This is a genomic window from Streptomyces davaonensis JCM 4913 (assembly GCF_000349325.1).
In the GTDB taxonomy this organism is placed as follows: Bacteria; Actinomycetota; Actinomycetes; order Streptomycetales; family Streptomycetaceae; genus Streptomyces; species Streptomyces davaonensis.
Genome location: NC_020504.1, coordinates 9,417,306 through 9,442,013, shown reverse-complemented (window position 1 = coordinate 9,442,013; position 24,708 = coordinate 9,417,306). Strand labels below are relative to the sequence as shown.

At 68.5% G+C, this 24,708-nt stretch carries 22 protein-coding genes and 9 pseudogenes; 15 read left to right on the top strand and 16 right to left on the bottom strand.

The features are described 5' to 3' along the window. Nucleotides 1–22: 22 nt before the first annotated feature. The 4 genes from BN159_RS41985 (at nucleotide 23) to BN159_RS41970 (ending at nucleotide 3,708) form a co-directional block, all read left to right on the top strand. Nucleotides 23–331: a transposase gene (locus tag BN159_RS41985; protein WP_015654813.1), complete on the top strand. Its 309-nt coding sequence runs from the start codon at nucleotides 23–25 to the stop codon at nucleotides 329–331. Beyond that, complete coding sequence (locus BN159_RS41980; RefSeq protein ID WP_015654814.1) at nucleotides 328–1,200, top strand: IS3 family transposase; 873 nt, start codon at nucleotides 328–330, stop codon at nucleotides 1,198–1,200. Before BN159_RS41985 ends, BN159_RS41980 begins: the two co-directional genes overlap by 4 nt. A 299-nt stretch (nucleotides 1,201–1,499) precedes the next feature. Further along, on the top strand, nucleotides 1,500–2,225 hold the full coding sequence (locus BN159_RS41975) for a hypothetical protein (protein WP_015654815.1): 726 nt from the start codon (nucleotides 1,500–1,502) through the stop codon (nucleotides 2,223–2,225). 571 nt (nucleotides 2,226–2,796) lie between these two features. Then, on the top strand, nucleotides 2,797–3,708 hold the full coding sequence (locus BN159_RS41970; protein ID WP_015654816.1) for a replication-relaxation family protein: 912 nt from the start codon (nucleotides 2,797–2,799) through the stop codon (nucleotides 3,706–3,708). Nucleotides 3,709–3,717: 9 nt separating this feature from the next. Here the strand turns inward: BN159_RS41970 and BN159_RS41965 are convergent. Continuing rightward, nucleotides 3,718–5,159, bottom strand: a pseudogene (locus BN159_RS41965) (NF041680 family putative transposase). Nucleotides 5,160–5,283: 124 nt separating this feature from the next. Here BN159_RS41965 and BN159_RS41960 point away from each other — a divergent pair. Beyond that, a complete protein-coding gene (locus BN159_RS41960) occupies nucleotides 5,284–6,177 on the top strand; it encodes a LysR family transcriptional regulator (RefSeq protein ID WP_015654819.1) in 894 nt (297 codons plus the stop codon). A gap of 133 nt (nucleotides 6,178–6,310) precedes the next feature. Here BN159_RS41960 and BN159_RS41955 read toward each other — a convergent pair whose 3' ends face one another. Continuing rightward, nucleotides 6,311–7,444 carry an FAD-dependent oxidoreductase gene (locus tag BN159_RS41955; protein WP_015654820.1) on the bottom strand — a complete coding sequence of 378 codons (1,134 nt, stop codon included), beginning with the start codon at nucleotides 7,442–7,444 and terminating at the stop codon, nucleotides 6,311–6,313. Nucleotides 7,445–7,555: 111 nt separating this feature from the next. Between BN159_RS41955 and BN159_RS41950 the strand changes: the two genes are divergently transcribed. Together BN159_RS41950 and BN159_RS41945 are read left to right on the top strand one after the other, a co-directional pair. Further along, entirely contained in the window at nucleotides 7,556–8,284 is a 729-nt protein-coding gene (locus BN159_RS41950) for a TetR/AcrR family transcriptional regulator C-terminal domain-containing protein (RefSeq protein WP_015654821.1), read from the top strand. Between the two features lie 266 nt (nucleotides 8,285–8,550). Next, entirely contained in the window at nucleotides 8,551–8,883 is a 333-nt protein-coding gene (locus tag BN159_RS41945) for a hypothetical protein (RefSeq protein WP_015663162.1), read from the top strand. Between the two features lie 397 nt (nucleotides 8,884–9,280). Here the strand turns inward: BN159_RS41945 and BN159_RS41940 are convergent. Continuing rightward, nucleotides 9,281–9,757, bottom strand: a pseudogene (locus BN159_RS41940) (IS256 family transposase); the annotation flags it as partial. 47 nt (nucleotides 9,758–9,804) lie between these two features. Here BN159_RS41940 and BN159_RS41935 point away from each other — a divergent pair. Further along, a pseudogene (locus BN159_RS41935) lies at nucleotides 9,805–10,282 on the top strand (ISAzo13-like element transposase-related protein); the annotation flags it as partial. Here BN159_RS41935 and BN159_RS41930 read toward each other — a convergent pair. The 3 genes and pseudogenes from BN159_RS41930 to BN159_RS41920 form a co-directional block, all read right to left on the bottom strand. Then, on the bottom strand, nucleotides 10,265–10,663 hold the full coding sequence (locus tag BN159_RS41930) for a hypothetical protein (RefSeq protein WP_015663159.1): 399 nt from the start codon (nucleotides 10,661–10,663) through the stop codon (nucleotides 10,265–10,267). The pseudogene BN159_RS41935 and the gene BN159_RS41930 overlap by 18 nt on opposite strands. Beyond that, nucleotides 10,656–11,531 carry an IS5 family transposase gene (locus tag BN159_RS41925; RefSeq protein ID WP_015663158.1) on the bottom strand — a complete coding sequence of 292 codons (876 nt, stop codon included), beginning with the start codon at nucleotides 11,529–11,531 and terminating at the stop codon, nucleotides 10,656–10,658. The genes BN159_RS41930 and BN159_RS41925 overlap by 8 nt, the downstream gene beginning before the upstream one ends. 86 nt (nucleotides 11,532–11,617) lie before the next feature. After that, nucleotides 11,618–11,978: pseudogene (locus BN159_RS41920) on the bottom strand (helix-turn-helix domain-containing protein); the annotation flags it as partial. A 69-nt stretch (nucleotides 11,979–12,047) separates the two neighbouring features. Between BN159_RS41920 and BN159_RS41915 the strand changes: the two are divergent. Next, a complete protein-coding gene (locus tag BN159_RS41915) occupies nucleotides 12,048–12,254 on the top strand; it encodes a hypothetical protein (protein WP_015663156.1) in 207 nt (68 codons plus the stop codon). Between the two features lie 189 nt (nucleotides 12,255–12,443). Next, nucleotides 12,444–12,684 (top strand): annotated as a pseudogene (locus tag BN159_RS47305) (ATP-binding protein); the annotation flags it as partial. 19 nt (nucleotides 12,685–12,703) lie between these two features. Here the strand turns inward: BN159_RS47305 and BN159_RS41905 are convergent. Continuing rightward, nucleotides 12,704–13,240: a 2'-5' RNA ligase family protein gene (locus BN159_RS41905; RefSeq protein WP_015663155.1), complete on the bottom strand. Its 537-nt coding sequence runs from the start codon at nucleotides 13,238–13,240 to the stop codon at nucleotides 12,704–12,706. On the opposite strand from BN159_RS41905, the gene BN159_RS41900 reads away from it, so the two are divergent. Then, nucleotides 13,202–13,852, top strand: coding sequence for an SAM-dependent methyltransferase (locus BN159_RS41900; protein WP_078598970.1), 651 nt, complete (start codon nucleotides 13,202–13,204; stop codon nucleotides 13,850–13,852). The genes BN159_RS41905 and BN159_RS41900 overlap by 39 nt on opposite strands. 317 nt (nucleotides 13,853–14,169) lie before the next feature. Here the strand turns inward: BN159_RS41900 and BN159_RS41895 are convergent, their stop codons facing one another. The 6 genes from BN159_RS41895 to BN159_RS41870 all read right to left on the bottom strand — a co-directional run bounded on the left by BN159_RS41895 (nucleotide 14,170) and on the right by BN159_RS41870 (nucleotide 19,050). Further along, a complete protein-coding gene (locus tag BN159_RS41895) occupies nucleotides 14,170–15,138 on the bottom strand; it encodes a hypothetical protein (RefSeq protein WP_015663153.1) in 969 nt (322 codons plus the stop codon). Nucleotides 15,139–15,148: 10 nt separating this feature from the next. After that, nucleotides 15,149–16,033, bottom strand: a complete 885-nt coding sequence (locus BN159_RS41890) for a transcriptional regulator (RefSeq protein ID WP_015663152.1) — start codon at nucleotides 16,031–16,033, stop codon at nucleotides 15,149–15,151. Further along, nucleotides 16,030–16,284 (bottom strand): hypothetical protein, encoded by a 255-nt coding sequence (locus BN159_RS45955; RefSeq protein WP_015663151.1) that lies wholly within the window; start codon nucleotides 16,282–16,284, stop codon nucleotides 16,030–16,032. Before BN159_RS45955 ends, BN159_RS41890 begins: the two co-directional genes overlap by 4 nt. Nucleotides 16,285–16,944: 660 nt before the next feature. After that, on the bottom strand, nucleotides 16,945–17,664 hold the full coding sequence (locus tag BN159_RS41880; RefSeq protein ID WP_015663150.1) for an SGNH/GDSL hydrolase family protein: 720 nt from the start codon (nucleotides 17,662–17,664) through the stop codon (nucleotides 16,945–16,947). After that, nucleotides 17,661–18,131, bottom strand: coding sequence for a cupin domain-containing protein (locus BN159_RS41875; RefSeq protein WP_015663149.1), 471 nt, complete (start codon nucleotides 18,129–18,131; stop codon nucleotides 17,661–17,663). The genes BN159_RS41880 and BN159_RS41875 overlap by 4 nt, the downstream gene beginning before the upstream one ends. Nucleotides 18,132–18,213: 82 nt before the next feature. Continuing rightward, nucleotides 18,214–19,050: an AraC family transcriptional regulator gene (locus BN159_RS41870; protein ID WP_041822447.1), complete on the bottom strand. Its 837-nt coding sequence runs from the start codon at nucleotides 19,048–19,050 to the stop codon at nucleotides 18,214–18,216. A gap of 78 nt (nucleotides 19,051–19,128) precedes the next feature. Between BN159_RS41870 and BN159_RS46495 the strand changes: the two are divergent. After that, nucleotides 19,129–19,248, top strand: a pseudogene (locus tag BN159_RS46495) (site-specific integrase); the annotation flags it as partial. A 42-nt stretch (nucleotides 19,249–19,290) separates the two neighbouring features. Here BN159_RS46495 and BN159_RS41865 read toward each other — a convergent pair. Then, nucleotides 19,291–19,749, bottom strand: a complete 459-nt coding sequence (locus BN159_RS41865; protein ID WP_015663146.1) for a MarR family winged helix-turn-helix transcriptional regulator — start codon at nucleotides 19,747–19,749, stop codon at nucleotides 19,291–19,293. A 159-nt stretch (nucleotides 19,750–19,908) separates the two neighbouring features. On the opposite strand from BN159_RS41865, the gene BN159_RS41860 reads away from it, so the two are divergent. Continuing rightward, nucleotides 19,909–20,874, top strand: a complete 966-nt coding sequence (locus BN159_RS41860) for an alpha/beta hydrolase (RefSeq protein ID WP_015663145.1) — start codon at nucleotides 19,909–19,911, stop codon at nucleotides 20,872–20,874. A gap of 131 nt (nucleotides 20,875–21,005) precedes the next feature. Here the strand turns inward: BN159_RS41860 and BN159_RS44565 are convergent. Continuing rightward, nucleotides 21,006–22,141 (bottom strand): annotated as a pseudogene (locus BN159_RS44565) (transposase); the annotation flags it as partial. A 259-nt stretch (nucleotides 22,142–22,400) separates the two neighbouring features. Further along, nucleotides 22,401–22,586, bottom strand: a pseudogene (locus BN159_RS47300) (ISAs1 family transposase); the annotation flags it as partial. 532 nt (nucleotides 22,587–23,118) lie between these two features. Here BN159_RS47300 and BN159_RS41845 point away from each other — a divergent pair. Together BN159_RS41845 and BN159_RS41840 are read left to right on the top strand one after the other, a co-directional pair. Next, nucleotides 23,119–24,162 (top strand): IS630 family transposase, encoded by a 1,044-nt coding sequence (locus BN159_RS41845; RefSeq protein ID WP_193384307.1) that lies wholly within the window; start codon nucleotides 23,119–23,121, stop codon nucleotides 24,160–24,162. A 180-nt stretch (nucleotides 24,163–24,342) separates the two neighbouring features. After that, nucleotides 24,343–24,681 (top strand): annotated as a pseudogene (locus BN159_RS41840) (transposase); the annotation flags it as partial. Between the last annotated feature and the right edge of the window lie 27 nt (nucleotides 24,682–24,708).

Here is a 24,708-nt window from a genome sequence, read left to right as displayed (position 1 = left end):
CTGCCCCGGGAGGATGTCCATCATGGAGAGCATGGGGAAGAAGAAGCCTCGGCCTCGCCGTTCGTTCACGCCGGAGTTCAAGGCCGAGATCGTCGAGCTGTGCCGACGCGGTGACCGCTCAGTCGGTCAGATCGCCAAGGACTTCGACCTGACAGAGACCGCGGTGCGGCTGTGGGTCAGCCAGGCCGAGGTCGACGCAGGCGAACGCGATGGCCTTACCAGCAGTGAACGCGAGGAACTGGCCGCGTTGCGGCGGGAGAACCGCCGGCTGCGCGAAGACGTCGACATCCTCAAGCGGGCCACGGCTTTCTTCGCGAAGGAGACCCGGTGACGGTGCACCCGTTCATCGAGGCGGAGAAGCGAGACGGTCACAGCGTCAAGCGCGCGTGTGAACTGCTGCAGGTCTCCCGAACCGCCTTCTATGCCCGCCGCAGCGGCACGCCCGGTCCGCGGGCGGTCCGGGACGCCGTACTGACCGGCCAGATCACCAAGGTCCACGCCAGGTCCCGAGGCACCTACGGCGCTCCACGCATCCACGCCGTCCTGAAACGCGAGGGTGCTGTCTGCGGACGCCGTCGCATCGCCAGACTGATGCGGGCGGCGGGCCTGGAGGGCCGCCACCGCAGACGACGGCACCTGACCACCATCCCCGACCCCCGCGCCGCCAACCGGCCCGATCTCATCCTGCGGCAGTTCGATCCCGACCCAGCAGGCGTCGACACCCGTTGGTGCGGCGACATCACCTACGTCCCCACCGGGGAGGGCTGGCTCTATCTGGCCACCGTCATCGACATCGCCTCCCGCCGGGTAATCGGCTGGGCAACGGCCGATCACCTGCGCACCGATCTGGTCGCTGACGCCCTCATGGCGGCCTGCCGACAGCGTCGTCCCACCCGGCCGGTGATCTTTCACTCGGATCGTGGCTGTCAGTACACCAGTCACCAATTCGCCTGCGTGGCAACGGAGTTCGGCGTCCGCCTGTCGGTCGGCCGGACCGGGCAGTGCTGGGACAACGCGCTCGCTGAGTCGTTCTTCGCCACGATCAAACGGGAGGTCCTCGACACGAGCACCTGGCCCAGCCGGGCCGCCGCCCGCACCGCGATCTTCGACTTCATCGAGGGCTGGTACAACTTGCACCGACTGCACAGCAGTCTCGGCTACCGAAGTCCCGTCGAATACGAGACCGCACTCGCGGCCTGACCACCACACCGATGGTGTCCGTCAAAGCGGAACAAGCTCACCTGGGGTGCCATCCTGCACAGCCCCGGCCGGGACGATCCTGCGAATGGCCCTGGCCGAGGGAGAGATGACGCCCGCTGCCCTCGCCCGCGGGGAGGGCCCAGGCCGCAGCACGCCGCGGTCCCTGCCTGATCCACGAGAAGGCCGCAGGGGCGGCCGAACCCGGTCCCATGCTCTGGCCCCCCATCACAACTCCTGCCATTATTTGCATTATGGGCCGGGGTGGCCGGCGCACTGCTGAGAGAACGGACGGTTCCGCCATGGCCTCGCGCCGTGAGCCTCGCCTGGCCGACGCTGCCGAGATCGCCGCCGAGCACGGCCTCACCCCCGCGCGGATCAGCCAGTTCTCCACCGCGCGCACCCAGAACGCGGCAGGCACAGCATTCCCCGAGCCTGTCGGCAAGCGCGGCCGCGCCCGCCTGTGGGACCACGCGGAAGTCACCGCATGGTTCGCCCACCGCGCGCCGGCACGGCTCACCGAACACACACCGCCCTTGCTCGACCCGGAGACGCTGCTGAACGCCGCGGACGCCTCCCGCTACCTCGGCTACAAGAACACCAACCAGGTCAGCACCTTCGTACGTGACCACCCCGGCTACTTCCCCGAACCGGACGTCGTCGAGGAGATGGGCACAGCCGAGAGCCCTTACCGTCGGCAGCTGTGGAAGGTGGCGACCCTCAAGGAGTGGATGGCCACCCGGCCCGGCCGCGGAAGGCGCGCCGGCACCAAGCCGGCACCGCCGCTGCCCGACGTTCCCGCCGACGGTGATCCCGATGAGCTGCTGGGGGCGAGCCAGGCGGCCGCGCTGCTGGGCTACAAGAGCATCAACTCTTTCTCCAGCGCCCTCGCCCAAGGCAACCTCCCCCTGCTGAAAACCACCGACGGGATCGCCGCAAACGCCGGACGCCAGAACGGACGCCGCCGCTGGACACGCCGACGCATCCTCCAGCAGGCCGCCCAGCGGTCCAGTGGTACCCGGCGATAAACGGACCACCGCCCCCCTGTCAACGCGGCCCCCGGTTTGGGGAGTTGGCCCCTTGCGGACCGGGTACCGCACGATGCCCGGCACGGCGCGGCCCGCCACCCCACCCCGCAGCAACACCCGCTGCCGCGAACCGCCCAGCCCGCCCCACAGCGCACCACAAACAGCAGCAAGTGCACAGACCAGCTGCGCAGCAGGTGCGCAGACCGGCTGCGCAGTCTGCGTATCTCGGCTGCGCAGCCGGTCTGCGCAGTCCCCGTGCGCACCGGCTCCGCACTCACCCCGCGTGCGCACTGCGCAGGTCCGCAGCACGCTCTGCGCCAAACACCCCGGACATCCTGCCGTGCTGTCTCCGCCTGCGCGCCAGGACGGGCTGGGTGCAGGACGGCACGTGAGCGCCGGCCCGGACGGCGGGTGCCGGACGTGACACCCCCCAGCGCGCAGCCGGGCACATGGTCGGCCCGTGGTGGGGCCAACCACGGGGCCCGACCACGCACTTCGTGTCCCCATCGTGACCCTGGTCGGGGCCTCATGGTCGCCCGCCTGGTCGAGGGCCGCAGGTTGCCTCCCTGCCATGACCCCCTCCCCCGATACTCCCGCCACCGAGCCGGCCCCCAGCCCCGCCGAACCCCTGCGCCTACAGGTCCTGACCGCACTCGCCCTGCACCGCATGGCCACCACCGGCCAACTCCGCCTCATGCTCCGCCCGGGCAGCCCCCGCCAGCTCATCTCCCGCGTCCTGAACACACTGCGCACCACCGGCCACACCGACCGCACCGTGCTGCCCCACCCCGGCCGGCCACGGACCCACGCCTGGTACCTCACCCCCCACGGCGCACGCCTGACCCGCGACCTCCCCGCCCTGCGGGGACGGCCCCCGTACCCCATCACCTCCACCACCGCAGCATCCCTGAAAACCGCGCACACCCTCACCGTCGTCCGCACCCACCTCACCTTCGCGCAAGACGCCCGCCTGCACGGACACGAACACGGCCCCTACGACTGGACCCCCGAAACAGCCCACCCCATCGGCGAAGGCGAACGCCTCGTCGCCGACGCCCTCATGCACTACACACTCGTCGGCCATCAGCAGCGCACCAAGCTCCGCGCGTTCATCGAAGTCGACCGCACCACCATGAGCAGCGAACGCCTCGCCACCAAACTCATCGACTACGCACGCCTCTTCCACCACGAAGCACAGCCCCCCGGCCGCCGCCGCCCGACGACGACCGGCCCGGCCTGGCTGCGCTGGTACCCCCTCTTCCCCCGCATCCTCTTCATCCTCACCGCAGCCTCCCGGCCCCGGCTGGAAGGCCGCATCAGCGACCTCCAAGCGATGGCCGCCCAGCACCCCCTCGCCGCCACCCTCGCCAACGAAGTCCCCCTCGCAGCAGCCATCCTCGAAGACCTCGAACAACACAGCCCCACCGCACCCGTATGGACCCCACTCACCGGAGGCAACCCCCGCGCGTGGACCGAACTGTAAGCTTGTCGTTTAACGATCGACGTTGACTCTCCGTGGTTTCGTGCCGACGTTGTGATGGGCGGGGCGGCTGTATGCCTCGCCGGTCGCAAGGACACGGCCCACGTCGTGACGGGTGACCGGACGGCGGTTCTTCGAACCAAGTGGTCTTCCTGGTCCGGGCGTTGAGGGTTTTGGTGCACGGGCCGGAGAGCCCGTCTTCGTGCGCAGGTTCCTGAACCCCCGCCGGACGCGCGCGGGGGTGAGTCTGTTCGGCTCGGCCGGCTTCTCCCAGGGCCTGCGGAGGTCGGTGGCCAGTGGCCGGGCAAGCCGGAGCTGGGCATAAGCGGCAATCACCAGCCAGGCCCACCGGTCGGCCGCATCCGAACTGCGAAGCCGGGGCTTGGTCCAGCCGAGCGTCTGCTTGAGTAGTCGGAACGTGTGCTCCAGGTCGAAACGCCGGAGGAAGGACCGCCAGCAGCGGTCGACGTCCGCCGCGCTGGCTCCGGTGCCCGACCACCACAGCCAGACCGGCTTGTTCACCCCGCCGGACGGTAACTTCTCCACAGCGAGGCGGATGACGGTGCCTTCGATGAGGGGCAGCGGTCCGTCGTACTCGATCCAGGCCGCCCGCCGGGTGAGCCTTGGGTGCAGCCGGTCCCATGCCCGCGCGGTCGCCTTGCCGTAGAGGCGGGTGTCGGTGACCGTCACGGCCTGCTCGACACCCCAGGTGGAGGGATCGCCGAAGACGAACTCGCCACCATGCTTGGGTGGCCGGCCGCCCAGGGGGTTGGCCAGGGCGAACTCGTTGCGGGAGGGGGCCGGACGCCGCATCACCCTGTCTCAACGGAGGCGACCGAGGATCTCGACGGGCAGCTCGGCCAGCAGGTGGGCGATGCGGGGCGCGTCGTATCCGGCGTCCAGCACGACCAGGACGTGCTGTCGCCTGGCCTCCACTGGCCAGCGGCGACGAGCCGCTCGACGACCTCGCGGAGCTGGATGGTGGTCACCGCGGCGACGTCGGCGCCGGGCTCCAGGCGGACTGCGTCCAACACCGCCGTCCATGATGTGCGGCCCGTCTCCAGCGCGGCCACGATCGAGTACGGCCAGCCGGGCACCATCTGATGCTTGCCCTCACCTCACCCGAAGGTGTGGCAAAAGGCCCGGTCAGGCCAGGTGTTGGCGTCCGGCCGCAGCCACGGCGAGACGTCTGCGGCCAGCACGATCCGACCGTCCGCAGCTCTCGGAAGCAGCGCCGAGACCAGAGCGCGACACAGCCGGGCGACGTCGATCTGCCCCTGGTTGAGACCGGCGTAAAGGGCTCCGTGCCCGCGGCGGTGTCCCGGGGCGAGCGCCAGGTCGACGAGCGACCGCACCGGCCCATCCGTGCACAGCAGCGCGTCGCACAACTCGAACAACGCGTCGCCCCGCACAGTCATACAGGCATGGACCTCGCTCCGGAAGCGGGACAGCATGTCCACTCCTTTGGTCCGCGAGCCATGCTGTGCCGTGCCCACTTGATGGCCTCCTTGATGATCAACAGTATGCAGCCCGGTCATTAACTTCAAATGCATGTAAAGCACGGCTAGGATTACTCGCATGCAATTGGATTTGAACCTGCTCGCTGCGCTCGACGCGCTGCTGGAGGAGGGCAGTGTGGCCGGGGCTGCCGCACGCCTGCATGTCACCGCCCCCGCGATGAGCCGGAGCCTGGGCCGAATCCGGCGCACGACCGGGGATCAGATCCTGGTGCGCACCGGCCGCACGATGACCCCGACGCCGTATGCGATCGCCGTCCGGGAACAGGTTCACGAGCTGCTGCACCAGGTCCAAGGGGTGCTGGCACCGAGCCGTGAACTCGATCTGGCAACGTTGGAGCGCACCTTCACACTCCGCTGGCACGACTCCCTGGTCACCTTGAGCGGCCCCGCACTGCTCGCGGCCGTGCGTGAAGAGGCGCCGGGCGTGCGATTGCGCTTCGTCGCGGAATCGAGCATCGACACCCCCGAGTTGCGGCGCGGCGAGGTCGACCTGGAGGCGAACGCCAACCGCCCGAGCGCACCGGACATCCGTGCCGAGAACGTGGGCGAGAGTCGCCTCGTCATCGTCGTGCGGCAGGGACACCCCCTCACCCGCATCAGGACCGTCACCGCAAAGCGGTACGCCGAAGCTGAGCACGTCACCGTCTCGCGGCGCGGAAACCTCAGCAACGCCCTCGACGACACCCTCACGCGGCTCGGCCTCACCCGCCGCGTGGTGGCTACCGCGCCCACGGAAGCGGCCGCGCTGGAGTTCGCGCGCGACTCCGATCTCCTGATCAGCGTCCCCGAAGCCACCACGCGCTCCGCGGTCGCCGACCTCGGCCTGGCCGTGCTCCCCCTCCCGCTCGACCTGCCGTCAGCACCGATATACCTGTCATGGCATCAGCGCTACGACACCGACCACGCCCACGCCTGGCTGCGCGGACTGGCGCGAACCGCGCTGGCCATGTGAGGAGCGTCGTATTCGGCGCCGTCCGGCCGCTTCACCCCTTCAACGTCAGCAGCGGCTTGTCCGTGCGGGTGCTGGCCGTGGGGGCGGCCAGACCGACGCCTGCGGCTCACGATCGCGGATCTGTGGGCCCTGCTCACTCGGTCGGCTCTTGGCCGGTGAGCAGGTTGAGCAAGCCGGCGGGGGCGTTGTCGCCGAAGATGAGCTGGTGGTTCTTGTCGGATTCGGCGGCGAACCGGGCGCTGCGGGAAAAGAGCGCCTGCTCGTACTCCGCAAGGGCGGCTTCGATGTCGTCCGGGTGTGCGGCGATGGCTTTGCCGAGTTCGGCGCCGTCGAACATGGCGAGGTTGGCGCCCTCCCCGGCGAACGGTGACATGAGGTGGGCGGCGTCGCCCAGCAGCGTCACTCCGGGAACGCGGTCCCACCGGTGGCCGATCGGCAGGGCGCTGATCGGGCGCGGGGCGAGGGCGGTTTCCCCGTCAGTGATGAGTGCGGTGAGTTCAGGCGCCCATCCGGTGAATTCGGCCGCGACCTGGGCCGCCGCCGTTTCGGGACTGGCGAGGATGGCGGCGATCCATTCCTGCGGCTTGGTGAGCGCGACGTAAGTGTGAAGAACGGCGTGGGCCTCTCGATGGCCAAGGATCCCCTTGCCGGCCGTGACGGCAAACAGGGAACCGTCGCCGGTGGCCTTGGCCGCTGCGGGGTGGCGTTGGTCGGCGTCGTACAGGTAGGTCTCGATGAACGACGTGCCGACGTACTCGGGCTTCGCGTTGGAGAGCAGCGGCCGGACCCTCGACCAGGCGCCGTCCGCGCCCACGAGGAGGCTGGTCGTCACGGTCGGCCCGTCGGCGAACGTCAGCTCGTGCCTTCCGTCTCCGAGGGGGCGGACACTGGTGACCTTGTGTCCCCACTGGATCATCTCGCCGGGCAGCGAGTTGATCAGGATCCGACGCAGGTCTCCGCGGAGCACCTCGGGGCGCCCGCCCGTGCCGTCGTCGGGCTGGTCAAGCAGGACCGCGCCGTGCTGGTCGAGCACGCGCACGGCCTCGCCGCCTTCGTGGATGATCGCGCGGAACTCGTCGGTGAGGCCAGCCGCTTCGAGGGCGAGCTGCCCGTTGTACTCGTGGATGTCGAGCTGGCCGCCCTGCGTGCGGGTGTCCGCCGATGTCTCGGCTTCGTAGATGGTCGCGGGGATGCCGTGCAGGTGCAGGACCCGGGCGAGGGTCAGGCCGCCGAGCCCGGCGCCGATGATGGTGACGTGAGTGTTCATGGTGGTTTCCCTTTCGGCTGGACACGCTCTACTCGGGTACAGTGTTCGCAGTAATGGTGCCACGATAGCACTACTGCGAACAGTGGGCGCAGTAGTGAGGAGGGAAACCCGATGGACGACGCTCACACGGTGGTCTGGAACCGGCCGGAGCGGGCCGCGAAAGGCCCCGCACCCTCACGCACCCGGGCGGAGATCACCGCCGCCGCCATCGCGATCGCCGACGCCGAGGGCATCGACACACTGTCCATGCGGCGCGTCGCCAAGGAACTGGGAACGGGCACAGCCTCGCTCTACCGTTACCTGGCGTCCAAAGACGACCTGCTCGACCTCATGCTCGACGCCGTAGCGGCCGAAGACGGCGGCCCGCCTGCCCCCACCGGCGACTGGCGCGGCGACTTGCGGACACTGGCCTATCGCTCCCGGGCCACCATCCACCGGCATCCCTGGATGACCTCCCTCGCGGCAGGGCGCCCATCACTTGGACCGAACTCCCTCGATGCCACCGAACACGCACTCGCCGCCCTCGATCCCCTCGGCTTCGACATCGACGTCATGATCATCGTCGTCGATACGCTGCATGCCTTCGTCCGCGGCTACGCCATCGGCGAACTCGCCCAACAGGAAGCCGTCCGACGCTCCGGAGTCGGCAACCAGGAATGGATGGACGCCCATGCGCCCTACCTCGACAAAGTCATCAAGGCCGGGCGCCATCCACTCCTCGCCCAGGTCATTCGTGATGCCGAGCTTCCCCACGCGGCCGACAGGGCCGAGCGCGGTTTCGAACTGGGGCTCGAACGACTTCTCGACGGATGGGAGGCCAACCTCCCCGTCCGACCCTGACGATTCGACAGCGTCAACTGGGGGGCATCGGGGAACTCCGCACCCGGGCGCCGGCTCCGCGCGCTGGACCCCCGACACAGCGCGATTCCCACGAGCCAGCATCAGAGAACGATCACGGTGACTAGCTCCGTGCACCACACCTGTTGCATCCGCTACAGTGCTCCGGATAGCCCCTGAGCTGCGGAAATTCCACCCGCACACTCGCGGCGCCCCGGAGAAACCTCGGTGATTTTGACTGCTCGGGCGAGGACATCGAGCGCGACTGGGTGCAGCGCACCGGCTGTTGGAGCCACATCACCCGGGTACTGCTCACCTACGACCAGATCCGCACGTACGCCCTGCCCGCGGCCGAGGGCAAGCAGGGTGATCCGCGCTGGCCAGCCTTCGCCGATCGATACGGCTTCGACCCGGCCGAGCCCGTGCAGTGGGAGGTCGAGGCGCTGGAGCCGGAAGAACTGCAGCGCCTGGTGCTCGCCGCGGTCGAGCCGTACGTCGACCGCGAGGTGCTCGCCGCCCAGTTGGCCCGCGAGCAGCGCCAACGCCGGGCCCTGTCCGGCTTTCTCGGGGGATGGGACGCGTCGGGAGCGGGCCCGGGCTGACGGCTGCTCGCGTAAGTGAGTCCGATTGAGTACGTGTGCGAGAACTCTCGACGTGAAGAAGAGCGGCAACGTGCCGGGAGGCATTGGGACTTCCCGGGCAACGTGCCGACGGCGCCATCGGCCACGGCCCAGGAAGTCCCCGCCGCGCAGGAGTGTTGTTCGTTCCCTCCAGGACGAGGCCCGGAGAGCGAAACTGGCCTCTGCGCAAGGCCAGACAAACCCACGCAATCAGCTCTTGGTGCCGATCCGCAACGTGCTCATCCATTCGAAGGCCCATCGACGGCTTACCCACGCAGCGAAGGTTCTCGCGTATCTGAAACGGCAGGAGCCCCGCACAAGGCGGGTCACGTCCGCGGGAGTGGTGTACCGACGGCCACTCGGTGATCTCGTTCTGAGGCTATGCGCTGAGTTCGGTCGGGAGGACGGTCTCGTCGGTTTCTGACTCGATCGGGTGGAGGCGGGTCTTGGCGAGCAGGTCGAGTCCCATGCAGCGGCGGGCTTCGGTCCACTCGTCGTTCCGCTCGGCCAGGACGGCGCCGACCAGGCGGATCAGGGCGGTGCAGTCGGGAAAGATGCCGACCACATCGGTGCGGCGGCGGATCACCTTGCTCAGCCGTTCCTGCGGATTGTTCGACCAGATCTGCCGCCAGCTCTCGCGTGGGAACGCCGTGAACGCCAGGACATCGCCCTGGGCGGCATCCAAGTGGGCCGCAGCTTTGGGGAACTTGGCTTCCAGGGCGTCGAGGACGTGCCCCATCTGAGCCTGGACGACGTCGGTGTCGGGCTGTTCGAACACGGTCCGCAGCAGCGTGGCCACCCAGGGCTGGGCCGACTTGGGAACCTGGCTCAGCAGGGCGCGGGCGTAGTGAAGCCGTAAGGAATCAACTCGTTGCTTTCATAGGACAAGTTCGTTGCTCTGGTATGAGCTTCGCCGACGACGTTCTGGATCAGCTTGCGCTGCGGTGTCAGGTCGTTTTGCCGCATCTGAACGAGCGTCAGCGGCGTCTGATGCTGGCCCAGGAGGCGCGGCTGCTCGGACACGGTGGGGTACGGGCCGTTGCGCGGGTGGCCGGGGTGAGCGAGAGCACGGTCCGGAACGGGGTGTTCGAGCTGGAGGCCGGTGGGGATCCGCTGCCGGACGGCTGCGTCCGGCGCCCCGGGGGTGGCCGCAAGCCCGCCGAGCAACAAGATCCTTCCCTGGTTCCGGCGTTGCTGAAGCTGGTGGAGCCGGACGAGCGGGGGTGATCCGATGTCGCCGCTGCGCTGGACCACCAAGTCCCTGCGCAACCTCGCAGAGGAACTGACCCGGCAGGGGCACTCGGTCTCCGCTCCGACCGTCGGCCGACTTCTGAGTGGGTGTTCTGTGAGTCTTCGTGCGGGTTCACTCTGTCGGTCGGGGCATGGTGAACAGGCCGGGTTCGGGTTCGATGAGAATGCCGCGGCTCACGAGGCGTTTGAGCTTGGCCCGGGCGCCTTCGACATGGCGGTTTTCGGTGCCGATTCCCAGGGCTTCGCAGATGTCCTTGGCCCGTAGGCCGTGTTCGTCGTCCTCGAACAGGGCGAGGATCTGGCGGTATGCGGACGGCAGCGGCTCGGGGCCGCCGTGATCGCTGTCCTCGGCGATCTCCAGGACGGTCTCCCGGGTGATCTCCAGGCGCTCCAGCCGGTGCTCCACGGCGGTGAGTTGCTCGCTGAGCTGGGCGATCTGCTCACGCAGGCGGGCTGCTTCCTTGCGGCCGACGGCCTGTCGTTCGTCGATCTGGGCCAGGAGTTCACGCATGCGCCGCCTCGTGGGTCGGGGCCCTGGCGCCGGTCGGTGGCGGGTCGCGCCAGGTCAGTGCGGTGTGCCCGGTGAGCCGGCGGGTCATGACGTCGGTCATCGACCAGCGGATCCACGAGGCAGCACTGGCCGGGAGGGTCTCGTAGTCGCGGGCGGGACGGCGGTGCAGCAGCAGCGTGCCGAAGGCCTGCTCGACGATCCACCGCTTCGGCGCCGGTGCGAAGCCCTTCGTGTTCGGATCGCGCTGGACCACCTCAATGTCGATGCCCAGGGCGGCGCCGTGGTCGATGACCGCGTTCTTGAACCCGGCGTCCACCCAGCCCTTGGTCACCGACGGGTTGTCCGCGGCGACCTGGTCCAGCAGCGTGATGCCGATGGCGTTGTCGTGCACGCTCGCCGCAACCACGATCACCGCGATGAGCAGGCCCAGGATGTCGGTGGCGATGCCCCGTTTGCGGCCCCGGCTCTTCTTGCCCGGATCCAACCCCGTCGTGGCCTTGGGCGCATTGACGGAGGCATGCACGGTCTGGGTGTCCATCACGATCGCGGACGGGTCCTCTCGTCGACCCCTCGACTCGCGGACCTGCCAGCGCAGCAGGTCATGGACCACCTGGTCGGTGCCGTCGTCGCGCCACTTGCCGAAGTAGTAGTACACCGCGGTGTACGGCGGGAAGTCGTGCGGCAGGTAGCGCCATTGGCAGCCCACCCGGGCCTGGTACAGGATCGCGTCGACGATCTCCCGCATCTCGTACCGGCCCTCATGGCCGCTGACCGAGCGATGCTGTCCCTTCCAGGACCTGATGACCGGCCGGATCAGCTCCCACGCCTCGTCCGACAAATCACTCGGGTACGGCTGCCGCCCGCCCATGCCTACCAGCAGACCGCAGGCCCAGCCGACCGCAAGCCCTCAAACCGGACAACACCACCGGCGACTCACACAACGCCCACTAATAGCTCGGCGATGACGTGGTCCCGGGTCGGGACCAGGGTGCCGTCCACGATGAGCACCGTGTCCCTGGCGAACCGCTTGCGGGGCTGGAGAGCGAGCATCGGCCCGAGGTGGTCGATGATCCGGTCCGCCGCCGACTTCGACACCCCGAACAGCGGGCGAGCTGCCGCATCGTGAGGTTGGTGCGCCAGTAGGCGGCGACCAGCAGCGTCCGATCCTCCAGCGGAAGGCTCCACGGCCGGCCCCTGCGGACCGCGTCCGCCCCTGCGCGACGCAATACCGTCACCAGCTTCCCGAACTGGCGCGGGCTCAGCCCGGAGAACGGGGCTATCCAGACGGTTCCGACGCCGTGATCACACTACCCACGCCAGCATCATCTCAGTCGCCCTATCATCCGATCCATAGAGATGGAGCACCGTTGAGGGGGCGATTGGGATGACCGCAGCACGCACGGCAGCAGTCGTGCTGGCCACATGGGCCACGCTGATCTTGCTCCTGCTTGCGCCGTCGCCCCTGCCAGAACGTTGGCGCTACTACATCTACTCTCCAGCGAGCGTGGGCCTGTGGCTGCTGGCCATGCTCGTCGCCCCTGTCGTGGTCTGCATCGTGAAATGGCCATGGATCAAGTCGGGCGGCAGGTGACCCGAAAACGCACACGGCCACGGTCAGTTACCGAAACCGCAGACGGTTCCGCAACGTCCGCCGTCGACTCCTCACACATCGGATCACGTGGAGAGCCCGTTGCGGGGCCAACTCGCACGGCGGGTTCGGCGGGCGGGGACGGGAAAACCGGCACCAGAAACGGTGCACGGCGTCTCGTCCCCGACCCAACATATGGAGCTGGACCGGCGCGGCGCCGAGCTGCTGTTCCAGGTTCTGACCGAGCGCGAGGAGAAGAACAGCATGGCCATCGCCTCCAACGAGTCCTTCTCCTTCGTGGACCAAGACGTTCACCGACCCCCGGCTCTGCGCGGCCATTGTGGACCGCCTCACCTTCGGCGGCAACATCATCGAAACGGGCATCGACTCCTACCGCCTTGCTCACACCAAAGCCCAGCAGAGCGGCGGCTGACCGACGACCAGCAGAGGAATCACCGGAGCGCGAACGGCGCCCGCTGCTGCCACCTTGTTCCGTCGTGGACCATCAGATCGACCGACGACACGGGGGCAGTGGCGGGAAGCCGGCCGCGAAGGTCGGCCTCGGCCTCCTCCAGCACGGCATCATCTTGCCCCTGGGCAATGGTCAGATGCGGGACGACCTCGTCGAACTGACCGCCGAACGGCGGGGCCTCCGGCCACCGCTCCGCGATCGCCTCGGTGAGCCGACGGAACGGGAGGTCCGGTTCAGGGACGAGATACAAGATCCCCGGGAATCTCCCGCAGTGCTCGAACCGGGCCTCGAAGGGCCGGTGACACCCGATCACTTCTCCAATGGCAGCGTAAGTACCGTCGTCGATGCTGCTCTCGTCGAGAAACGGGAAGAGGACGGTGACATGGGCCGGAACACCCGCACGGGCTGAGGGGTCCAGCCGGTCACGCCACGCTCGAACAGCAGGTTCTGCCTCGGGGACCCTCACGATGAGTCCCGACTGCCCTGCCTGAAACTCACCGGAGTCACCGCCTGCCATCGCACATATGTATCAGCGAGCCAAGAACGACAGCGACCCGATTACGACACTGGCCTGCCCACGATGCAGAACACCCACGAGGTTGCCCAAGCCGTCGCACCGGAATCCAAGATCATTTACGTGGACAACGACCCGTTGGTGCTCACACACGCACGGGCCTTGTTGTTCAACACCACCGACGAGGGAGTCACGACCTACATCGACTCGGACTTCCACAACCCCGAACAGATCATCTCCGACGCCCGCAACACCTTGAACTTCACCCAGCCGATCACGGTGATGTTCATGGGGGTGCTGGGGCACGCCCGCACCTACGACGACATGACGCGCATCGTGCGCACCGTCATGGACGCGGTGCCCTCAGGCAGCCACCTGGTCCTGTGTGACGGCACCACTGACAGCCAGGCGTACGTGACCCTCTGCGAGGAATACGCCAAGAGCGGCGGGGTCCCCTATCACCCGCGCACCCAGGACGAAATCCACGCCGCCTTCGACGGCTTCGAACTCGTCGAACCAGGCTTCGTGCCCATCACCGCATGGCGCCCCGAACCCACTCAGGCGAGGGTGAGCCGACCCATCGCCGCCTACGGCGGCGTCGCGCGCAAACCCTGATGAACACGCCTCGGCGCCGTTGCTTGTCATGCCTGCACAGCCTTATGTGTCCGGCGGGCAGGAGGAACGCACAGGGCCCGTCCGCGGTGTGCGGACGGGCCCTTGATCGAGCGCCGGGCAGGCCTTGCACCTGCATTTCCCCGCGGGAAGCGGGGCGTCTTTCCTTGGACCACCAACGCAGCACCAGCCGCGCCGAGTTGCGGCGACCAGCTCATGATCCACTACAGCCGGTGGAAGGCTGCGGGGGCGGCACCGGATGGCGATGCAGCCCGGATCTGCCCGAAGCCGGAAGGAGCGGGGGCGAACGCGTAGGCGGCTCAAGTGCGGAAGCGGCTGAGGTGGTAGGCCATGCGGCTGCCGTGTCCGTCCGTGGTATCGGCGGCGGTGGCGGCTTTCCAGCACACGGCAGCCGCACCCTTGAAGAACACGCGTGCGGATGCGGGTTCGTGGTCGGCGGCCGTGACCTCCACCAGCAGATGTGCTGGTCCTTGCGCCGTTGACGGGACCCGGGTCCGCTCGCCGGGGCCGATCGGAGCGGGCCGGTTGGGCAGTTCCTCGGCGGGCGTTGTGGTGGTGCGGGTGTGGTCGCGCATGCTGGACGCGGCCGCGATGATGACCTCGAGTTGCTCGGCGAAGTGGGTTCCGGGCACGGGGATTTCGAGGTCGGGGTGGCGGTCGTAGCCGATGGCGACGGCGGCGGCCACGAATTCGATGACGGCCTGGGCGGTCGGGGTGTGCCTGCGCTGTGTGGCGCGGGTGAGGCGGCTGAGGATCCGCAGGACGGTGGCGAGGCTGGTGTCGGCGGTCATCATGCGGTACGCCGGGGCGTCTTCACCGGGATCGGGGTCGTGGTCCTGCGGTGCGTGGGCGTCGGCCTGGGCTTGCCAGAGGGTGGCGGCGTGGGTGTCGCCCTGGGCGAGGTGGTGCAGGTAGAGGCAGTAGGAGGCGGGGGCGTCGTCGGCGCCGGCCGCGTACTGCCACCAGAAGCGGGCGCCGTTGTCGGCGCCGGCGAGTTGCAGGACGCAGCCGAGGATCCAGGCGGCCCGCGGCTGAGGGATCTGGTCGGTGAGGAAGTCGGCGAACTGATCCGGGGTGCAGTGGGTGACGACCGCCTCGCACAGGGCGGTAAGGCTCTGTGCGGCGCGGTCGTCTGCCACCTGTGGCCGGTAGCCGTCCCACAGCTGGATGTCGTCCTCGGCCAGGTCGTTGTAGGGGACGACGTCGGAGGGGACGTGCGGCTGGTGCAGCAGCAGCGACTGGGCGAGGAGGTCGTCGATGGTGCTCATGGCGGTGTGATCACTCCTGGGTGTCGGTGTCGGGGAAGAGCTCGTTCAGTGCCCCTCGGGCGTGGTGGTCCAGGGTGTGGGTGATGGCCGGGGACAGGCCGACGATGCCCGGGATGGCGCCCGGGGCGATGCCGCACAGGTAGCGCAGGACGGTGATGTCCATCTGGTCGGCGGGCAGGCGGGCGATCGCGTCGAAGAACCGTGCGTGGATGTCGATGCGGGCCAGACGCTCGCCCAGGTCGCCGGCCTCGGCCTGGGCGGTCGTGCAGAACGCCGCTGCCCGTAAGTCGGGATGTCCGGCGGGCCGCTTGGGGGTGCGGGACAGGACCGTCGAGCGCAGCAGCTGCCAGGCGTGGCGGGGCGTATCGGGGCTGGCGGTCGCCTGGTCCCAGGTGAGCCAGAGGATGTCGAAGGTCTCCCCCACCGCCTGCCGCGCCCGGGGCTCGGACTGGAGGAAGACCTGCGCGGAGGCGGTGTAGGGCCGCCACATGGCCTGGGTGAGTCCCAGGTGGGCGACGGGCGGTTCCTCCACCACGTCGGTGCGCACATCACGGATCCGGCTACGGATCCATGCCGTGTTCTTGTCGGCCTCCACGGCGGCCGCCTTCCACAGCCTCAGCAGCGGGCCGACGGGGATCTCCAGCGCACGGACCACGCTGTAGGTGATCTCCCAGCCGGGGTAGTAGCCCTTGCCCCGCAGGAGTTCCGACAGGTGGGCCTTGGAATAGCCGGAGCGGCTGACGAGGTCGTCGAGCGTCAGGCCGCTCGCGACGAGCCGGCTACGGACGGGCTCCAGCCACGTCCGGTGCGCCAGACCGGCACTCTCACAGATCGGCTCCGGTGGGCAGCCGCGACGTTGAGGAGGATCCCCTCCGGGCTGCTCGGGCAGTTTCACCGTGCCGGCTCCTCACTCCCGGCCGGCGAAGCCTCCGCCGGCCGCTGCCGTAAGCGACGCCGCCGGCTGCCCTGGGCCGCGCCGGAGCGCACCTCCGCACCGATGAACACCGAAACGATCTGCTGGATGAGGAGCCCGAGCGAAGGCAGCAGCGCGGCCACGGCCGCAAGCTGCCCCAGCGCGGTCATCACCGCGCTCCACGTGAGGACCGCCGCCAGCACTGCCACGATCATCACTTGCTTGCTTGTCATGTCACCTTCCCGGAAAGATACGAGCGTCCGGAAAGGCTCCTCCGGGGCGGTGCTGACGCGCCCGCGGAGGAGTTGCACGACAGCATGCTGCGCCGGGCGCACACCACTCAACGTGATCATGAGATTGCGGAACAATGACACCGCGTCACCCGCCAGGCGCCTTCCGTCCGTTACTCCATGACAGTCACCAGCAGTAGCAAATCGTGGCTGAATGAACGCTTTTGGTGGCGAAACCGTACTTCTCGTTGCGACGCCGACGGGATCGCGCACCATAGAACACGGACGCCTCCCCCGGCGTCACACCTTCCTGTCTGGAAGGCCTGCGGCCCCCTTGTGCTGAAGAACGACCGAAGCGGACCCGCGGCACGCCCTCACCTCCTCGGCTCCCCGTCACTTCCAGCGCTGCAAGGGCAGAACGTGCCCAGGAAACTCGCGGAGCACAGGGCGTGGAAGCCCACAGTCCTTGATCACAGGCACCAGGAAGACCCACGCTCGATCTACGAATCTACGAGGTAGGCCTTCTCCCCCATCGCAGCCTGGCTGACTCCGGCCACCACGCTCTCGGCGGGCCCAAGGCTGGCGGGGCCTGCGTTGACCGCGTGGATCGGATGCCACCTCCGCGCGATAGATGGCATCCGACTGGCCGGGCGCCGAAACCAGCTACGCGCTCTGGGTCAGCAGACCGGCGTCGATGACCTCAGCGATAAAGCTGGCGCCGCGGCTGTTCTGGTGGATGTGGTCGGTCGTGAGCACGAGACCTCGCCGCCGCGAGATCGTGTCGAGGCTGCGGCGCAGCACTGCGTGCTGGACGAGGACGCCGACGGCCGCTGCGGGCGTCACCTCCCGGTATGAAATCGGCGGCGGGTCGGCTTGGCGCAGTTCCTCGATCTGGCGTTCGTGGAGCGGAAGGTAGGCCACCTCGTTGGCGGCAGCGACCTCGGAGATCATCCGGCTGTACGCCTGCGATGCCTGTGCCGCTGCTCCGTCGAGTTGTTGCCCGAGTACCGGTAGCGACAGCAGACCGATCGTCGCGTCGGTCTCCGCTCGCAGCCGTGCGACGACGGCTCCCAGGCACTGTTGGAACCAGCCTGCCGACGGGCGATCAGGGAGCTGCTTGCGCTTCATGGCCTGCTCGACGGGGTAGCCGGCAAGGCTCGCTCGGGCGTCGTTGGTCCCGATCAACACGGTGATCACATCGGGTGGGTTCGTGACGACAGCATCGAGGCGCTGCAAGAGGTTGTAGGCGAAGTCGCCGTTGGCGCCGAAACGGGCAAGCTGCACGTCACCGGGAGGGCGGCGTCGTCCGAGAAGATCCAGGTAGTCGACGCTGAACTGCGCGCGGGTGAGGCTGTCGCCGAGGCACGCGATACGCGTTGTCACGGCGTTTGCTCCGGGCTGGGAGTGCCGACGCGTTCGGTTGGGCGGGTGTCGGTCCGAGGACGGTGGTCGGTGCCGAGGGTTGCCGTGATGGCCAGGGCGGACGTCGGCCCCTGCATGTCGACCACGTGCCATACCCCGGCCGGGTTGATGGTGGCCTCGCCCGGCCCGAGCAGAACGCGGTCGGGTACCCCGTCCACGTCGCGGGTGATCGTCACGGACCCGCTGAGGCAAACGACCAGTTCGTCGCCTGCAGGGTGGTTCTCCCAATGGTCGCCGAGCCCGTCGCCGTCGAAGATCATCACCATCCGGCCCTCGGCGCCGTCTGCCGCGACCGCGACGCTGTAGGCCTGGAGCACCTCCGGGTCCCAGGTGAAGCCCTCGACGGGTTTAGCTCTCGATCCCAGTCCGAGGTGCACGGGGGTGGTCCGCAGGTCCATGGCATTGCGTTCGTGGTTGACGAGTCTCATGCCGACGATCGTCCACGCCAGCGATCGGGCGGTCTTGAAGAAAAGGGAAGACAAGCCGACGCGAAGGGCAGACGGTTGGCGGCTACCCGGCTCCGAGGAGGACTTCGCTGCGACGCCAGGCCGTCGGCGATCGGCCCGTGAACTGGCGCCAGTCCCGAACGAGATGGGCCTGGTCGGCGTAGCCAGAGACGGCTGCCACATCGCCCCACGGGAGCGGGTCCTGCGCCGCCGCCAGTTCGTGCGCGTGCTCGAAGCGCAAGACTCGGGCGAAGGTCTTCGGGGACAGGCCCACCTCACCGCGAAACCGCTCGGTGAGGTACCGACGGCTCCAGCCGAGTTCCGCGGCGACCGCACCAACCTGGACGCAACCCCGCGCGGCGACGAGGCGGCGCCACGCCTCGGCTACCTCGGGGCGCACCCAGCGCACATGGTCGCCGCAGGCGCCACGGCTGACAGCTCGCAGGAGCAATTCGTCCAGCGCGGTGAACCGTGCCGCCCATGTTGTCGCCGATCGGAGCCGGTCGACCAGCTCGACGGCAAGCGCTCCGAGAATCTCGTCAACTGGGACCAGTCGGTGGGCGAGCTCGGCGGCGGGCATGCCGTAGATGGCCCGGGCCCCGAGCGGTGTCAGCGATACCTGAACACCTTGCTGGCGTCCGTCGTGGTGAATCGCGACGGACCGGCACATCAGACCGCCGGCCACGCTGCCGAATCGGGTGACCGGTGACCCGTCGTCAACGCCCGCCGCCACCTCCAAAGGATCTGCCAGGCTGATCACCGCGGTGAGCGCGCGGCTCGGCGGGCCGCAGTGCACCCCCGACGGGAGCCCGCGGAGGTCGAAGCCGACATACGAGTCGACGTACTGCCGCAAGACGGGCGCCGGACGTGCACCGATTCCGGTGGCCGTGTGGTCCTCCATTTTCGTCAGTGTACGAGCCGCCCAGCCCAGGAAGATCACCATCCACGGACTGATCACCGCCGTTTGCGGCTGGTGACGATGCTGATGGCCAAGTCCCGGCACAAGAAGACGGAGAACGTCCGCCGTTACTTCAAACCTTCCCCGGAGGCAATCGCCGAGGTCACCAGCCTGCTCGCGCCCGGCAACAGCAGGCGCTGACAGTGCTGACCGCCTGTGTGCTGGTCGGCTCGCCCGGTGGGGTCAGTTGCGGGTGACGTTCGCGGTGAGCAGGCGGAGCAGGTGTTTGGCGGTGGTGTCCTGCTCGGGGGTCAGGCCCATGGCCTCGCCGATGGCCAGGGGGACGGTGCGGGCCTTCTCGCGGAGATCCGCACCGGCCTGGGTGAGGCGTATCGCGACGGAGCGTTCGTCGTCGGAGCGCCGCTCACGGTGGATCAGGCCGCCGGCTTCCAGACGCTTGAGCAGAGGGGAGAGGGTGCTGGACTCCAACTGGAGCGCGGTGCCCAGCTCGCGGACGGAGACCGAGTCCTGGTCCCACAGCACCAGCATGACCAGGTACTGCGGGTAGGTCAGCCCCAGCTCCTCCAGCAGCGGCCGGTAGCGCGTGGTGACCGACCGCGATGCAGCGTACAGGGCGAAGCACAGCTGGTCCTGGAGCAGGAGCGAGCCCTGTTCTGCGGCATGGTGCGCGGCCTGGTCCATGACCGGTCCTAACGTCGAATGATCGGAAACTCCACCCTACCATTCCAGGCGCTCACGACTATATATAGCTCGATTAAGTTGCGCGCGATTTAATCGAGCATTACTGTTCCTGTCGTACCCGCCGAACGACCGGCCGACACGACCCACGAGGAGCACCCCATGTCCGAGACCACCACCCGCCCGGTGCTGGAGCCGGCCGCCGCCGCCTTCGCCGAGGCCACCGCGAACCCGCCGTACCTCTTCGACCTCGGTCCGGCCGAGGGCCGCAAGACCGTCGACGAGGTGCAGTCTGGTGAGATCAGCAAGCCGGAGATCGCCGAGGAATGGGTGACCGTCCAGGGCAGCCCCACCGGATCGGTCCGGGCCCGCATCATCCGGCCGGCCGACGCCGAGGGGACGTTGCCGGTGATCGTCTACATCCACGGCGCTGGCTGGGTCTTCGGCAACGCCCACACACACGACCGGCTGGTGCGCGAACTGGCCGTCGGCGCCCGGGCGGCCGTCGTCTTCCCCGAGTACGACCTGTCTCCCGAGGCCCGCTACCCAGTCGCTATCGAGCAGAACTACGCCGTCGCCCAGTGGATCGTCCGCGAGGGCGCGGCCAACGGCCTGGACGCCACCCGGATCGCGGTGGCCGGCGACTCCGTCGGCGGCAACATGTCAGCCGCGCTGACCCTGATGGCCAAGGAGCGCGGCGACGTCCCGCTGGTACAGCAGGTGCTGTTCTACCCGGTCACCGACGCGGCCTTCGACACCCCCTCCTACCACCAGTTCGCGGAGGGGTACTTCCTGCGCCGCGACGCCATGCAGTGGTTCTGGGACCAGTACACCACCGACGAGAACCAGCGAGCCGAGATCACCGCCTCACCGCTGCGCGCCACCACCGACCAGCTGCGGGGCCTGCCCCCGGCCCTGGTCATCACCGGCGAGGCCGACGTGCTGCGCGACGAGGGCGAGGCCTACGCGAGCAAGCTCCGCCAGGCCGGTGTCCCGGTCACCGCCGTGCGCTACCAGGGCATCATCCACGACTTCGTCATGCTCAACGCCCTGCGCGACACCCACGCCGCCGAAGCCGCCATCAACCAGGCCGTCGCCACCCTGCGCACGGCCCTCGGCACCGCGTAACCCAGCCATCCCCCAGTCTGCGGCCCGGGCAGTACAGCTGCCCGGGCCGCAGAATCTCCTGCCGCCGAAGCAGGGCCCGCTTCACAACGCCTTGTTCACGCCATGGCGAAGGTGTGAGTACACGACAACAGTCAGTCGTCCTCGCCGGCGTCCGGATGGCGCAAGGGCCGCATGCCACCGGGCAGCTCCGGCAGCTGGAAGGAGTAGCGGCCGAGCATGTTGATGTGGTGCCGTACGAACGGGGAGAGGCGGGCCACGTCCTCGTCCCGCACGTCGAAGCCGTCCGCACACAGCTGGGTCAACGCGGCGTGCATGTACCGCGTGTTGAAGAGCACGAGGGCGTTGAGGACCAGGCCCAGGGCGCCGATCTGGTCCTCATGCCGTCCTGGTAGCGCTGGTAGAGCTGCCCGTTCCTCCCATGGAAGATCTTCCGGGCGAGGGAGTGGCGGCCCTCCTGGAGGTTGGCCTGGCTCTTGATCTGCCGCCGGTAGCCGGGCTCGTCGGTCAGGCGCAGGATGTGCAGGCTCTTAGCGATCCGCCCGTAGTGGGCGACCGCGTCGCCGAGCGGGGTGGGGCGCCCGTCCCGCGACAGCATGCGGATCACGTCGTACGCGCGCACGGCCCCGGTGTGGATGGACCCGATGATCCGCAGGATGTCCTCCCAGCGCCGTTCGATCCTGGCGAGGTCGACCCGGCCGCGGGCCGCGTCCTGGAAGGCGCCGTAGTCGGCGCTGCGGTCGATGCGCCACATCTTCTGGTCCGGCAGGTCCGCGAGCTGCGGCGCGTACGCGAACCCCGCCAAGGTCAGCAGGCCGAAGACGATGTCGCTGTAGCTCGCGGTGTCGGTGACGATCATCTCCGGTCGGCGGCCGCCGTCGCGGTCGTAGAGGACATCCAGCACGTACAGCGAGTCACGCGGGGTGCCGGCCACCACCTTCCCGCCAAGCCCCGCCGCCTGGTCATTGATCATGTTCAGCCACGTCGCGCCGCCCCGGCGCCCGAAGTACTTCGGGTTCGGCCGTGCGTACACCGACGGTACGGGGACGACGAACCGCATGCCGTCCACGGAGGCGACCAGGCCGCCGCCCCAGACTTGCGCGAGCGGGATCGACGCCTGATAGTCGATCAGCGTGGCGTTCGCGGCCCGGTATGTGGCCAGCCGCAGATAGGTCTGGTCGACGTGGGACAGGCGGCCATACTTCAGCGCGTCCAAGGCCCCGATGACCGGGGTGTATCCGACGTTGCAGCTGTGCGCGACCAGCAGCGCGAAGGAGGGATCTCGTTGCTCTTGGAAGCGACCTGCCGCTGGGCCAGGACCACGCCGTGGTGGTCCATCGCCGCAGCTGGATCGCCGCGGCCGCCCGGGGTCGCGAGCCGCGGACCACCTTGCCATCGACCGCGATCACCCGTCGCACCGGCCCTTTCTCCGTCTCCGGCTCGACCGGGGGCGGCGTTCTGGCCTGCAGATACGCGCTGATCGCCGCGTCCAGTGCGTCACCGTCCACGCGCTGCAGCAGGCGGCGCACGGTTGTGGCGTGCGGCACCGGCCGCAGGCCGGTAAGCGGATCGGCAGCGAAGCCGAGGACACCCAGCACATGCTGCGGGGCATCCGTGATCCACTCGCTGATCGCGATGAGCGAGCGAGCCCCGGTCAGCACCGCCGAGACGGCTGCGCACAACAACGCGACGGCCGGATACCGCAGTCCTCGCACATCGCGGGGATCTGCAACCAGGATCAGGAAACGCCGCAGGTCAGCGACATCGCTTGGGGTGAGGGGATCAGTCGGGGAGCCCAGTTGCTCCAGTGCGGAAGGGATGGGCGATGATGTTCGGGCAGGCACGGTCTCGCTCGGTTCTCATGGGTCTCGACAACCACATGATCACCAACACCGTGCCTGCTCTGCCTTCCCGGACCCCCTGCCGTGCAACAGACATGACGCCACGTCACTCACGAGACCGGCGAACCGGACCAATCCCAATCACGCAATGCCCCTGATGCCCATCCGAACGTGCGCACCGTGTGGCGGGGCCCCATCATTGTTATGGAAGAGGTCCGGCAAACACCAACCATTACGGTCGGTGATCGACGGTGTGACCAGGCCGAATTCCAGTTTTGAACGGCCTCAACCCAGAGGACCGGTGGCGGCCTCCTCGGCAACGTGGACACGGCGTGGTTCGTTGGCGAATGAGATGGTTACTCATATTGATCCGAAACGGTAGGTGTTCTGGATCGTTGATCCCTGCGTGAGTGAACTGGCGGGGGACGCACGGCAGTTGTCGCCGTCGGCGCAGGAGGCGATTCGGCTGCGGGCGGTGGCGGCGTTGGTGGCGGGCCGGACTCGCCAGGATGTCGCGGCGGTGTTTCAGGTCTCGCTCAAGGCGGTGGACAACTGGTGGGCGAAGTGGCTGTCAGGCGGACGGGAGGCACTCGTGGCCCAGCCGCGTGGGCGGCGGGTCGGCGAACACCAGGTTCTCGATGCGGCCGAACAGCAGGCGGTTCGGCAGGCCGTACTGGATCACCGGCCCTGCGACCTGGGCCTGGCCGGGCAGCTGTGGACGCGCGCCGGGGTAGGGGATCTGATCGCGAAGCTGTACCGGGTGCGGCTGACCGAGCCGGGGGTGGGCAAGTACCTGCGGCGGTGGGGTCTGTCGTTCCAGCGGCCGGACAAGCGGGCCGTCGAGCAGGACGCGGAAGCGGTCCGTCTCTGGCGGGAGGAGACCTGGCCGACGATCCGGGCGAAGGCGAAAGCCGAGGGCGGCGAGGTGCTCTTCGCCGACCAGGTCGGCATCCGCTCCGACCAGGTCACCGGCCGTACCTGGGGCGCCAAGGGGTGCACACCCGTCGTGCGCCGCACGGGCAACAGGTTCTCCGTCAACGCGATGTCCGCGATCAGCACCAAGGGCCGCATGCACTTCATGGTGTTCACCGAGACCTTCGACGCCGACGTCATGTGCCGCTTCCTGGAGCGCCTCGCGGGCCACCTCGACCACAAGGTGCACCTCGTCCTGGACGGACACTCCGCCCACCGCTCCCCCACGGTCCGCGCCTGGCTGGCCGCCCACCCCGATCGGATCGAGCTGCACTTCCTGCCGCCCTACTCGCCCGAGCTGAACCCCGACGAGCTGGTCAACGCAGACCTCAAGCGGAGTCAGCCGATGCACAGCCGGGCCCGCGACCAGGCCCAACTCGCCGCCGAGACCCGCCGGTTCTTCCATCGCCGCCAGCGCCAACCGCACATCGTCCGCGGCTACTTCGGCGGACCCCACGTCCGTTACACCCTCGAATAGAACCCATTGAGTTTCTGATCAATAGGTGGCACCAGCGCCACCCCCTCACCATGGAGAGCACTCCGATCCTCCCACCGCAAGCACCCAAGTGGTATCAAAACTCAGCGATATCACTCTCCACCGACACCGGGCGCTGTCGCTCCCGATCGACAACCGGTGTCAGGACTCACTGATAAAGCCAACGAACAACTCGACGTGTTCCGGACCCGGCCCCCGGACCACATCCGGTTCCCTTACCTCTTTCTCGACGCCACCTATGTCAAGGCCCGCCTCAACCACCAGATCGTGTCCCAGGCCGTCGTCATCGCGACCGGTGTCACTGAGGACGGCGGCCGCGAAGTCCTCGGCGTCATGGTCGGTGACAGCGAGACCGAGGCCTTCTGGGCAGAATTCCTGCGCTCGCTGCGGGAACGCGGCCTGACCGGAGTCCGCCTCGTCATCTCCGACAGCCACAGCGGCCTCGTCAAAGCCATCCGCAAAGTCATGATCGGGGCCGCCTGGCAGCGCTGCCGCGTCCACTGAAGCTGTAAGGAATCAACTCGTTGC

Excerpts from the sequence above, each read along its gene's own strand:
- BN159_RS41950 (WP_015654821.1), top strand. The coding sequence starts at position 7,556 with ATGGACGACGCTCACACGGTGGTCTGGAACCGGCCGGAGCGGGCCGCG.
- BN159_RS41955 (WP_015654820.1), bottom strand. The coding sequence starts at position 7,444 with ATGAACACTCACGTCACCATCATCGGCGCCGGGCTCGGCGGCCTGACC.
- BN159_RS41865 (WP_015663146.1), bottom strand. The coding sequence starts at position 19,749 with ATGGACCAGGCCGCGCACCATGCCGCAGAACAGGGCTCGCTCCTGCTC.
- BN159_RS41895 (WP_015663153.1), bottom strand. The coding sequence starts at position 15,138 with ATGAGCACCATCGACGACCTCCTCGCCCAGTCGCTGCTGCTGCACCAG.
- BN159_RS41930 (WP_015663159.1), bottom strand. The coding sequence starts at position 10,663 with ATGCGTGAACTCCTGGCCCAGATCGACGAACGACAGGCCGTCGGCCGC.
- BN159_RS41985 (WP_015654813.1), top strand. The coding sequence starts at position 23 with ATGGAGAGCATGGGGAAGAAGAAGCCTCGGCCTCGCCGTTCGTTCACG.
- BN159_RS45955 (WP_015663151.1), bottom strand. The coding sequence starts at position 16,284 with ATGACAAGCAAGCAAGTGATGATCGTGGCAGTGCTGGCGGCGGTCCTC.
- BN159_RS41960 (WP_015654819.1), top strand. The coding sequence starts at position 5,284 with ATGCAATTGGATTTGAACCTGCTCGCTGCGCTCGACGCGCTGCTGGAG.
- BN159_RS41905 (WP_015663155.1), bottom strand. The coding sequence starts at position 13,240 with ATGGCAGGCGGTGACTCCGGTGAGTTTCAGGCAGGGCAGTCGGGACTC.
- BN159_RS41875 (WP_015663149.1), bottom strand. The coding sequence starts at position 18,131 with ATGAGACTCGTCAACCACGAACGCAATGCCATGGACCTGCGGACCACC.
- BN159_RS41860 (WP_015663145.1), top strand. The coding sequence starts at position 19,909 with ATGTCCGAGACCACCACCCGCCCGGTGCTGGAGCCGGCCGCCGCCGCC.
- BN159_RS41975 (WP_015654815.1), top strand. The coding sequence starts at position 1,500 with ATGGCCTCGCGCCGTGAGCCTCGCCTGGCCGACGCTGCCGAGATCGCC.
- BN159_RS41915 (WP_015663156.1), top strand. The coding sequence starts at position 12,048 with ATGACCGCAGCACGCACGGCAGCAGTCGTGCTGGCCACATGGGCCACG.
- BN159_RS41925 (WP_015663158.1), bottom strand. The coding sequence starts at position 11,531 with ATGGGCGGGCGGCAGCCGTACCCGAGTGATTTGTCGGACGAGGCGTGG.
- BN159_RS41970 (WP_015654816.1), top strand. The coding sequence starts at position 2,797 with ATGACCCCCTCCCCCGATACTCCCGCCACCGAGCCGGCCCCCAGCCCC.
- BN159_RS41870 (WP_041822447.1), bottom strand. The coding sequence starts at position 19,050 with ATGGAGGACCACACGGCCACCGGAATCGGTGCACGTCCGGCGCCCGTC.